This window comes from Dyadobacter soli, assembly GCF_900101885.1.
Taxonomy (GTDB): domain Bacteria; phylum Bacteroidota; class Bacteroidia; order Cytophagales; family Spirosomataceae; genus Dyadobacter; species Dyadobacter soli.
Genome location: NZ_FNAN01000013.1, coordinates 263,057 through 273,808 on the forward strand (window position 1 = coordinate 263,057; position 10,752 = coordinate 273,808).

Consider the following 10,752-nt stretch of genomic DNA (forward strand, 5'->3'; position numbering starts at 1 on the left):
AAATCCCTCGATCATGGACATTTTAGAAAAAAAGCTGCCGTTCGTTTCGGAAATGCTGAAAGGCGTGGGGCAGATCATGCTGCAAGACAACATCTGGACAGGCCTGCTGTTCCTTGCCGGGATCTTTTATGACGATTACAAGATGGGCTTCGCGGCCATTCTCGCGGCCGCGGTGGGAACACTTACTGCCCGCATTTTGAAATACGACGAGGGGGAAATCGCAATGGGCCTCTACGGATTCAGCGCAACGCTCGTGGGCGTGGCGCTCACATTCATGTTCCGGGCCGACGCGCTGATCTGGGGCGCGGTGATCGTCGGGGCCGCATTAGCTACCGTTTTGCAGCATATGGCGATCAAAAACGGCATTCCGGTGTTCACCCTGCCGTTCATCGTGGTTACCTGGGCCATTGTGTTTGCATTGCACAGCTTCACCGCCATTCCCCCGGCCGATCCGCTGGTGGATACAATGGTACTGAGCGAGGAGATCAACAATTTTACGGCGTCCACCAATGGTTTCGGGGAAGTGATATTCCAGGGGAGCTTCGTCGCCGGTGTGATCTTCTTCATCGCGGTTTTCCTGGGTAACCCTGTTGCGGCGCTCTACGGCCTGGCGGGGTCGCTTTTCGGGGCGTGGATCGCGCTTTTCTTTGCGGAACCTTTGAAACAGGTGCATATGGGGCTATTCAGCTTCAATGCGGTGCTGTGTTCCATTGCATTCGCCGGTACAAAACGCAAGGACGGCCTGCTGGTAATGCTATCCAGCCTGCTGGCCGTGCTTATCGATATTTATATGTTGAAAATGGATTGGAGTGTGCTGGCCAAAGCCGGCGGTGTGCTTACATTCCCGTTTGTGGCGGGCACGTGGCTCACGCTCCCTGTCAAAAAAGTGTTGTATAGGATTAACGATTAACCTTGTGCGCCAATGTGTTAAAGGCATTGGAGGCGCAGGAATACATTTAGAATGAAGACCATTTACTTCTGGATCGCGCTGGGTATCATGCCCTTCTCCACACAACTGGCGAAGGGAAATGCCCTCGCGGATTCCACTCAGTTGAAAACTGCATTACCGCCAGTTGCGGATACATCGGCGGTGCTGCTGTCGTCGGTAGTGGTAACGGCCCGGGCGGCCGAGGACCATATCATGAAAATCGACCTGAACCGGGTGCCGGTGAACACCTCGCAGGACCTTTTGCGGAAGGTGCCGGGGCTTTTTATCGCCCAGCATGCAGGCGGCGGCAAAGCCGAGCAGATATTTTTGCGCGGGTTCGACAACGACCACGGCACCGATATCAGCATATCTTCGGATGGAATGCCGGTCAACATGGTGTCGCACGCACACGGGCAGGGCTACTCCGACCTGCATTTCATGATTCCCGAAACGGTGGAGAATATCAGCTTCGGAAAAGGTTCCTACTATGCCGAAAAGGGCGATTTCAACACCTCCGGCTACGTCGATTTCCATACTTTCGACAAGGTGAAGAGCAATATGGTGAAGCTGGAAGGCGGGAGTTTCAACACGCTGCGGGCTGTGGGGCTATTCAAGCTGGTGGACAACGACCATGCGAATGCCTATGTCGCTTCGGAATACAATTTTACCAATGGCCCCTTCCACGTTAGCCAGAACTTTAACCGGCTCAACCTGTTTGCCAAGTACACCGGGCAGCTCGATGAAAAGAACAGCCTCGACGTGATAGCCTCGACATTTTCCTCCAACTGGAATGCATCGGGTCAGATCCCGTTACGCTCGGTGCCGGAAATCGGCCGGTACGGTTCCGTGGACAGCACCGAGGGCGGTAATACATCCCGCACCAACCTGATCGTGACGTGGAAGTACCGGCCCGACGCGCATTCGAACTGGAAGAGTACGTTTTATTATTCCAAATATGCATTCAGTTTGTATTCCAACTTTACATTCTACCTGGTAAATCCCGAAACCGGCGACGAGATCCACCAGGCCGACAACCGCGACGTGTACGGCTCAAACCATCAATACACCCGGAATTTCAATTTCGCCGGCAGCTCACTCACCTTCACCGCAGGCACAGGCTTTCGGTTCGATAATATCCATGACCTGGAACTGAGCTACGTCACGCAGCGCGAGCAACTGAACGAGCGGCTGGCGTGGGGTACGGCCCCGGAAGCAAATGTGAATGCGTACGCGTCGGCGGAATGGAAGAAAGGCAAGTGGAATGTGACGCCCGGTGTACGCGTGGATTGGTTTAATTTCAACTACTACGACCGCCTCACTCCCGCGAAAGGCCAGCAGGGCGCACAGGCTATGCGCGTGAGTCCGAAGCTGAGTATTTCCTACAATGCAGGCGACAATATGCAGATTTTCGTGAAAAGCGGCCTCGGGTTCCATTCCAACGACGTGCGCGTGGCCGTAGCGCAGGACGGCAAAGAGATCCTGCCTTACCTGTTTGGGGGAGATCTCGGGCTGATCTGGACGCCGGCTCCGGGCTTCATTTTTATCCCGACGGTCTGGTATAGCTACCTGCAAAATGAATTTGTATGGAATGGCGACAGCTACGGCACGTCGAGCGTAGGCCAAACCCGCCGCACCGGCCTCGACCTGTCGTTCCGCTACCAGCCGCTGCATTGGCTCTACCTGGATTCCGACGTGAATTTCGCGCGTCCGCGGCTGGTAGGCGAGGAGCGGGGCAATGATTATGTAGACCTCGCGCCCACGCTGACCAGCACCGGTGGCGTGTCGGTGACGCTGGATAATGGTTTTTCTGCTAATTTACGGTACCGTTACATGCACAACCGCCCGGCCAACCAGGACAACAGCATTGTAGCGGACGGCTATTTCGTGAACGACCTCGTGCTGGGTTATCAGAAAAAGGCGCTGGGTTTCAATGTACAAATACAAAACCTGTTCAACGTGCGCTGGAACGAAGCTATGTTTGCCGAAACAACCCGGCTGAAAGGGGAACCCGCCGCCGGGTACGATCAGCTGACCTTCACACCGGGGACGCCGTTTTTCCTGAAAGCCGGCATTAATTTCAGGTTCTGACAACCACACGCACATTCAAAACCACCGACAGATGGGCGATTCCATTAAAATGATTTCCAATTCCGAGTACAAGCGGCTGTTTTTGCCCGGCTTGTCGGAGAAAGTATATGTGAACAATTCACGGCTGCAACTGTACCGGATCGAGGATTACCTCCGCAATATCCTCATTCCGGTGCTGCCATACCGCACTACTTTCAATTTCATCATCTTCGTCACGAAGGGGCGCATTAAGCAGCAGCTGGAAATATCGGAATACGAAATCGTACCGGGCTCGGTGCTGCTGATCCGGCAGGGAAGCATTACCCGTACACTGGAAATCGCCCAGGATACCGAAGGTTTTTTTATTGTATTTGAAAATGAAATGCTCTCGGACAGCTCGCTCGACAAGCATGCGGGCTACAATTTTTTCAAAACCTCACCCTTCGCATCACTCTCCGGAGCGACCGAAACCTGGCTGTCGCACCTGCTCGCGTTGATGGAATTGGAACTGGGGGGCGACGCCGGACCGGCGGAGGTGAGCGGGCTGCTTTTCAAAGCCGCATTAATGAAGATCATGGTGCGGGACGACCATGAGGAGCTGGCCGTGAAACGCAATTTTTACATTACCCTGCAATTCAAGGAGCTGGTGCAGCAGTATCACCAGACAGAGAAAAAAGTGCTTTTTTACGCTAATAAACTTTCCATTTCGGAGAACTACCTCTGCAAATGCATTAAGGAAACCACCGGCAAGCCGCCGAAGCAATGGATCGTCGAATCGAGCATCCTGCACAGCCAGGTACTCTTGCAGAACATCAGCAAGGACATTTCCAGCATTGCATTCGAGCTCAATTTTCAGTCGGTATCCTACTTCACACGTCAGTTCCGGCAGGTAACGGGCATTTCGCCCTCCGAATTCCGGCTGGGCATTACGGCCAATGCGGGTACTTCGCCTATCGAGGCGGATTACTACCGGCTGATCCGGAAAATGTGAACCGCCGGAAGCGCAAATGGCCTCCGGCAGTTCTTCCGGTAACTAGTATTTTTCAAATCAACGCCACCCCAACCCCGGCGCCACGTGCTCCAAAATCGAAGACAGCACGTGTACATTGTAGTCGACCCCGAGCGTGTTGGGAATGGTCAGGAGCAGCGTGTCCGCATCCTGGATCGCTTCGTCCTGCGCCAATTCTTTGATGAGCTGATCCGGTTCCGCGGCGTAGCTTCTGCCGAAAATCGCGCGCTTACCCGGTTCAATCATGCCTACTTTGTCCCGGCGATCGGCTTCCTGACCAAAGTAATAGCGGTCCTGATCGGTTACCAAAGCGAATATCGACCGGCTTACCGAAACTCTTGGCTCACGCGCATGTCCGGCTTTTTTCCATGCCTCCTTGTACAGCCTGATCTGCTCCGCTTGCTGCACATGGAAGGGTTTCCCGCCTTCATCGTTTTTCAACGTCGAACTTTGCAGGTACATGCCGTTCTCCGCCGCCCACACGGCGGTGGCATTGGAACCGGCTCCCCACCAGATCCGTTCCCGCAATCCTTCCGAATAGGGTTCCAGACGCAGCAGGCCCGGCGGGTTCGGGAACATCGGGTTCGGATTCGGGTGTGCAAATCCTTCACCATTCAATAGGTCAAGGAATTCCAACGCCTTTCGGCGTCCCATATCGACCTCACTTTCTCCCGCTTCCGGTTCGTATCCAAAATACCGCCAACCGTCGATCACCTGTTCCGGCGATCCTCTGCTGATCCCGAGTTGCAATCGCCCCCCGGAAATAAGATCGGCCGCGCCGGCATCCTCGACCATGTACATCGGATTTTCATAACGCATGTCGATTACCCCCGTCCCGATCTCTATTTTGCTGGTCTTTGCACCGATCGCCGAAAGCAACGGAAACGGCGAAGCCAGCTGCGACGCGAAATGGTGCACCCGGAAATATGCACCATCCAGCCCTATTTCTTCCGCAGCAACAGCCAGATCGATCGATTGAAGCAGCGTATCACTCGCTGTCTGAGCGTTATATGCCGGATGATTCGACCAATGCCCGAAGGATAAAAATCCGATTTTCTTCATAAAAAAGCTCCCTGTTCAATTTGCTGTTCTTTGCGCTAAATTTCTCATCTTTCTCCAACATGGCTTTCAGCCCTTTGGTTTCCTTTTGAAAACCGGGAAATTCGAATGGTTCGACGCTCACCGCATTATCCACATACAATTCTTCCAGCGCCCGGGTAAACTGTTCCTGTCGGCAATACTCCGCCAGGCGACGGGCAATTTGTTCGTTGTCATGGTTTTTGGTTTTAGGTAAAGTTATCAGTCGCCACTATCTAAGACTTCCACAACAAATCAATCAATTTTCTCCATTCGAAATAATCGGAAAGCTCCCCGTTCATTAAAATAATCAGCCCCTTTTTCGAAAACGGATCGTACAGCATGTAGGTGGATATGCCCGGGCCGTGTCCGCTGTGGCTGTACGTGGGAGTTTCGGTGTTAAGCAAATACATAAACCAGGTGTGGAAACCCAGGCTCATGTCTTTGGGCGTGAGGCCTTGCACAGCCGTGGCGTCGATAATGCGCTTGCCGTCGTAAATTCCGTCATTTGACCAGCAGGCCAGAAACTTTGCCAGATCATGGAGCGTGCAGCGGAGTTGGCCTGCCGGGTAATCGGGATACTTGCCCTGGGGTAATTTTTTATATTGTTTGAGCGAGTCGGAGTATTGGTAAGGCACCGCCAGCCGGCCCGATTGCACAGGCTCTAAAAACCAATGACTGTTATGCATTCCCAGCGGATTGAATAGCTGCGTTTGACAGTATTGGTCGAATGGGACTTTCGCAATCCGTTCGACGAGGTAACCCAGCAGGGCAAAGCCGATATTGGAATACCCGAATTGGCTGCCGGGTTCGGCGTGGAGGAAATTCTTGCCTGCATGATAGTGCCCGCCGCTAACAGAAAGATAGTCCCTGAGAAATCTTTCCAACGGAATATCGGCTCCCTGGTATTCATTCTCCCAAAATGGGAGCAGGTAATCCATATTATCCGCGATCGAGGAACGGTGCCGCAGCAGTTGCCTGAATGTGATCGGAATGGCCGGAAACGCTGGATTGACAACGCGAAACGGAAGAAACCGGTTAATGTCGTCATCCAGTTTGAAGTGTCCTTTTGCTTCGAGTTGCATAATCGCCGCGGCCGTGACGGTTTTGGAAAGAGAGGCTATATGAAAAACCGTCGAATCGGTCACCGGCGTTTTTTGCCCGATATCCTGAAAGCCGTAGTGCCGCATCCAGGAAATCTTGCCGCCCTCGATCTTTGCGGCGGCAAGGCCTGGAATATGCAGTTCCTTCATTTGCTTATTAACCAATGAGTCGACCTTCACCTGCGCATAGGAAATCTGGACCAGGAACAGGAGTACAATGCGGAGCAAATGATGCTTCATAGGATTTTTTCGAAAATCGGGCGTTGAGCCCGCAAGATAGTTTCTTACGACTGAAAAATTTGATATAATGAATATCAAAAAAAAGATAAAAATAATATCAATATATGTTGAGTTTTTCGAAGGCAGATCCTATTTTTGTTGTACTCATCAGCAAACTTTAAATCATCATGCGAAAGCCGTCAAAAGAAGATGTTAAGCGACTTACCGGGAATGCTACTGCCATGGAGGCCAGTTTAAATGGAAGAGGGGAGGTGGTGCTATGAAAGCGAAATTTGATCAGCGCTACGTGGCAAAGGCCGTAAATCCCGACCAGCTCACGACACCATACACCCCGGAGTTTTTTAAGGAACATGGCGCAATACTTTACCAGTTTGTGCCAACCGTGAAGGGCAGCGAATTGTTGCCGGGCGAGGTAATGTACGGCTACAAGTTTTATTTGCTGGACGATCCGTGCAAGGAGGGCGTATTTTGCCTTTCGTCCCACAAGGATATCGACACGCTGAAATCACGGTCGAGGTTCCTGGCAAAGGTGAAAAAGGAAATATCGAAAATTTCCTGAGCAGCCTGGTTCAGGGACTCATGACTAAGTAGTAATCAATAACAATTTATCATATGAGTACAATCGAAAAAGCTTCTGCACCGGCAGTACCGATATCAAAAGCTTTGGTGTCCAACGGGTTCTTGTTCATTTCAGGTCAGATCGGCTCTGCCGGCGGAAAACTGGTTACTACCTCCTTCGAGGATGAGGTAAAGCAGGTATTTACGAATATCGGGGCGATACTTGACGAGCACGGGTTGACTTTTAACCACATCGTCAGTGTTACCGTATATCTGACGGATATGAGGTATTTCGATGACCTGAATGCCGTATACCAGACGTATTTCGCGGACCGCTATCCAACACGCACGTGTATCGCGGTGGCAGGCTTACCCAAGCAGGCACGTGTCGAGTTGACCACAATGGCTAGTTTGGAACTCAAAGCGAGCTAGGTTGTCAGTTCCCGCTTCTCTGTGGAGAATATGGTAAAAAAATGAGCAGGTCGTCCATCGGACTGACCTGCTCGCTGATAATGGGTTCCTGAGATGCCTTGTTTACTCAACCACTATTTTCCCGGTGTTAATGCCATTGCCCGTATTAATCCGCAGCATGTATAAGCCGGCAGGCAGGTTGAGCACTGTCTTGTTGCCATTTTCGGTTTTGATCTGAGCCGGCACTTGCTTTCCAAGTGCATCTGTCAAGGTCAGGCTTTGGATTGGCGCATGCGTACGGATGGTTACGGCACTTCCCTGTTTGACGGGGTTTGGATAAACCGTCCACGTTTGCTTGGGCGTCAGGGGTTTTATTGCGCTTAGGGCGAAAGTACCGTCCAGATCCACCGAGCGGAGTCGGTAGTAGGCCGTTCCCGCCATTTGGGCAAACCCGGCATCGGTAAATGAGTAGGTCAGCAAGCTGTTACTTTCACTCGCCGCTGTCACCTCGCCGATTTTTTCGAAGTTTCTGGCGTCGGTGCTGCGCTCTATCTCGAAATGGGAGGCATTGTCTTCCGTGGCTGTTTGCCAATGCAGTAATGCCGTGTTTTCGGACTCCACGGCCTGGAAGCTCACCAGACGGACCGGCAGCGGGTTTTCGCCTGTTTTTACAAAAAATCCGCTAAACCCTGTCACATCGAAACTTACTTCCCACCTTCCGGCTGTGAGGTTCCATACGATATCCGCATCTTTCGGATCAATGGTCGCGGTGGGGCCGGGGTAAGTAGCCGGGTGGCCGGAGCCATCGCTGCTTTCACCGCCGATTTTCTCTATTCGTAAATTGGCCTTGCCGGCGGCATCACCCGGGTTGGCGGGCAGATCGTTGGCGTTAACACTGTTGAAACTGGTAAACTCCGCCTGTGTAAAATAAAGGGTTACCCGACCGCTGGCGCTTCCGGCATTCTGCGACGGGGTGATTTGGTAATGGCGTTTGACATAATTGGCGGGCTGTGCAGCTTCGATCCACACTTTGGCCGTCACTGCCCCTGCAACATATCCAACGGAATTGGTATTGCTCGCCAGGCTGGCAATGGGCGCACATCCGTTGCTGAACATTGTATACTGGCCCTGTTGCAAGGTTGCGGTAGCCAATGTCGGAGCCAGCGCATTGGTAAATGCCGGCGCGGCACTGAATTGTATCGGGGCATTTTTCGCGGTATTGTTTCCATTTCCGAGCTGTCCGAATTCATTTTTACCCCAGATCCAAACGGAGCCATTTTTTTGAATACCATGCGTATGGACAACGCCTGAGCTGACGCTTGCCCAGGCGGTCCCGGAACTTATTGCCACGGGCGTAGTCCTGCCGGTGTTTGTGCCGTCGCCTAGTTGCCCGTAGACATTATAGCCCCAGGCCCAAAGACTTCCGTCGGTTTTAATAGCGTGCGTGTGATAGCCACCCAGCCTGACGGCCGCCCAGTCCGAAGCCGAACCTGTTTGGACGGGCGTGTTTTTGTACATGTTCGTTCCATCGCCCAATTGGCCGCTGTCATTAAATCCCCAGGCCCAAAGGGTACCATTTTTTTTGATCGCACTATTATGAAGCAATCCGACGCTGACGCTTGCCCAATCGGTAGCGGCGCCTACCTGCCCGGGTGTATTCGTGCCGGCGTCGAACCCTTCGGTTCCGTTGCCCAGCTGTCCGTAGAGGTTATCGCCCCAGGCCCAAAGCGTTCCATCTTTTTTGAGAGCCGCGGTGTGATAATATCCTGCTCCGACACTTGCCCAGTTGGAGGCCGAACCAATCTTTACCGGCGTTCTTCGCTCGTCGTTAGTTCCATCGCCCAACTGTCCGGCATAGTTAGCTCCCCAAGCCCACAATGAGCCATCGGTTTTGATGGCGAGGGAATGGTCTTTCCCGGCCGCGATACTTAACCAGTTTGCATCCGTTCCCACCTGCACCGGCAGCTTTCTGTCGGCGTACAGTCCATCACCTAATTGCCCGTAGCTATTGGCCCCCCATGTCCAAAGGGTACCATCGCTTTTGATGGCTAAGGTATGGCTTTCTCCCGCACTGACGTCCGCCCAGGTCGAAGGAGACGCTATCTGGACAGGTATATTTTTACTGTTGTTATTCGTTCCGTCGCCCAGTTGCCCGTTGGTGTTCTTTCCCCAGGCCCAGAGCGTCCCGTCGCTTTTGATAGCGAACGAGTGCTGCGCGATCGGACCACTTTTAATGGTTGTGTAATAGGAACATTGGGCGAAAATGCCCTTGCTGATAATCAGGAAAAAAAGGGTTGCGTAAAGTGTTATTTTCATATATGTAACTGGTTATTGTGTAAATGTGGGTATTTTTTTTGAGCATTTGAAAAACGGTAAGAGTCACAAATTGGCTAGATTTACCATGCAGTTGCCCGACATGCCCCGGGTTGGTGTACTTTTCTTATGGTTAGACAAAAATCGACAATACCATATTATACCGACATTAATACCTTCCTGGCATCGATTCCATCGCCAGGAAGGACAATTAACCCACTTTTTTATTGTCTCAGGCTGAAAAAGTTGGAGCGGCCGGCAGAGATTTATAAGCCTCCCTTCAAAAGGTCGTTTTACTTTTTTGCATTGTTTGTCAATTCAGGTAATGCGCAAATCAATTACGGCGACAAGACAGTTACCAACCCGGAGGCGTACCTTGTTTTTCACTCTCCCGATTTGGTATACAGCTTCTCTCATGATGAGACGTTGGAAGGATATGTGATCTATTTCAAATCTGAATGCTTTTCGTTTTTCAAGCCCGACTTGCATGAAGAGTTCCCGTTCTTCAACCGTTTATATACAAACCTTTTCAAACTGGACCAGGCGTCGTTTCAGACACTGGCACCCCATTTCGAGGATGTAGTTGCGTCCTATGAAAGATCCGGCGCCGAATCGCATATGGAAGCCCGCGCGAGGCTGCTTGCATTGTTCTATTACATGAAAGTGTTTGCAGCAGAAAGAAAAAAGATAACACGGTTCGCGACGCCCCAGTGTAGGCTTCCCTGGAATTAGGACGGTGAAGGATTAGACTCGAAAAGAGCTAATTTAACTGTCACATGAAAAAGAAAAACTACTCAGAGACCCAGATCGTGGCGATCCTCAAACAGTATGAGGGTGGCCGAGAAGCTATGGATGTTTGCCGCGAATACGGCATTTCAAAGGCGACGCTGTTTAACTGGCGTAAAAAGTACAGTGGAATGGAAGCCGCTCAATTGAAAGAGTTAAAGGCGCTCCAAGATGAAAATCGGCGATTGAAGCAGATGTATGCCGAGCTGAGCCTGGATTATAAACTCGCCAAGGACATCATCGAAAAAAAGCTGTAGAGC

Annotated in this window: 10 protein-coding genes and 1 pseudogene; 7 read left to right on the forward strand and 4 right to left on the reverse strand. The window is 51.7% G+C overall.

What is annotated here, in order from left to right:
* Positions 1-13: 13 nt before the first annotated feature.
* Genes BLQ88_RS22535 through BLQ88_RS22545 form a run of 3 tightly spaced genes read left to right on the forward strand, consistent with a single transcriptional unit; the run spans position 14 to position 3,986 of the window.
* On the forward strand, positions 14-910 hold the full coding sequence (locus tag BLQ88_RS22535) for an urea transporter (RefSeq protein WP_090154669.1): 897 nt from the start codon (positions 14-16) through the stop codon (positions 908-910).
* A gap of 51 nt (positions 911-961) precedes the next feature.
* Entirely contained in the window at positions 962-3,016 is a 2,055-nt protein-coding gene (locus BLQ88_RS22540) for a TonB-dependent receptor (RefSeq protein WP_090154671.1), read from the forward strand.
* A gap of 31 nt (positions 3,017-3,047) precedes the next feature.
* Entirely contained in the window at positions 3,048-3,986 is a 939-nt protein-coding gene (locus BLQ88_RS22545) for a helix-turn-helix domain-containing protein (protein ID WP_090154673.1), read from the forward strand.
* A gap of 57 nt (positions 3,987-4,043) precedes the next feature.
* On the opposite strand, the gene BLQ88_RS22550 is transcribed toward BLQ88_RS22545, so the two are convergent.
* Genes BLQ88_RS22550 through BLQ88_RS22560 form a run of 3 tightly spaced genes read right to left on the reverse strand, consistent with a single transcriptional unit; the run spans position 4,044 to position 6,424 of the window.
* Positions 4,044-5,066: an LLM class flavin-dependent oxidoreductase gene (locus BLQ88_RS22550; RefSeq protein ID WP_090154675.1), complete on the reverse strand. Its 1,023-nt coding sequence runs from the start codon at positions 5,064-5,066 to the stop codon at positions 4,044-4,046.
* Positions 5,011-5,307 (reverse strand): SnoaL-like domain-containing protein, encoded by a 297-nt coding sequence (locus tag BLQ88_RS37590; protein ID WP_374754768.1) that lies wholly within the window; start codon positions 5,305-5,307, stop codon positions 5,011-5,013. Before BLQ88_RS37590 ends, BLQ88_RS22550 begins: the two co-directional genes overlap by 56 nt.
* Positions 5,308-5,317: 10 nt before the next feature.
* On the reverse strand, positions 5,318-6,424 hold the full coding sequence (locus BLQ88_RS22560; protein ID WP_090154679.1) for a serine hydrolase domain-containing protein: 1,107 nt from the start codon (positions 6,422-6,424) through the stop codon (positions 5,318-5,320).
* Between the two features lie 259 nt (positions 6,425-6,683).
* Here BLQ88_RS22560 and BLQ88_RS22565 point away from each other — a divergent pair, with 259 nt between their 5' ends.
* A complete protein-coding gene (locus BLQ88_RS22565) occupies positions 6,684-6,983 on the forward strand; it encodes a hypothetical protein (RefSeq protein WP_090154681.1) in 300 nt (99 codons plus the stop codon).
* A 53-nt stretch (positions 6,984-7,036) separates the two neighbouring features.
* Complete coding sequence (locus BLQ88_RS22570) at positions 7,037-7,414, forward strand: Rid family detoxifying hydrolase (RefSeq protein WP_090154683.1); 378 nt, start codon at positions 7,037-7,039, stop codon at positions 7,412-7,414.
* Between the two features lie 102 nt (positions 7,415-7,516).
* On the opposite strand, the gene BLQ88_RS22575 is transcribed toward BLQ88_RS22570, so the two are convergent.
* Positions 7,517-9,709: an RCC1 domain-containing protein gene (locus tag BLQ88_RS22575; protein WP_090154686.1), complete on the reverse strand. Its 2,193-nt coding sequence runs from the start codon at positions 9,707-9,709 to the stop codon at positions 7,517-7,519.
* Positions 9,710-10,012: 303 nt separating this feature from the next.
* Between BLQ88_RS22575 and BLQ88_RS22580 the strand changes: the two genes are divergently transcribed.
* Both BLQ88_RS22580 and BLQ88_RS22585 read left to right on the forward strand, forming a co-directional pair.
* Positions 10,013-10,438 (forward strand): hypothetical protein, encoded by a 426-nt coding sequence (locus BLQ88_RS22580; protein WP_143016910.1) that lies wholly within the window; start codon positions 10,013-10,015, stop codon positions 10,436-10,438.
* Between the two features lie 44 nt (positions 10,439-10,482).
* A pseudogene (locus BLQ88_RS22585) lies at positions 10,483-10,743 on the forward strand (transposase); the annotation flags it as partial.
* Positions 10,744-10,752: the final 9 nt, after the last annotated feature.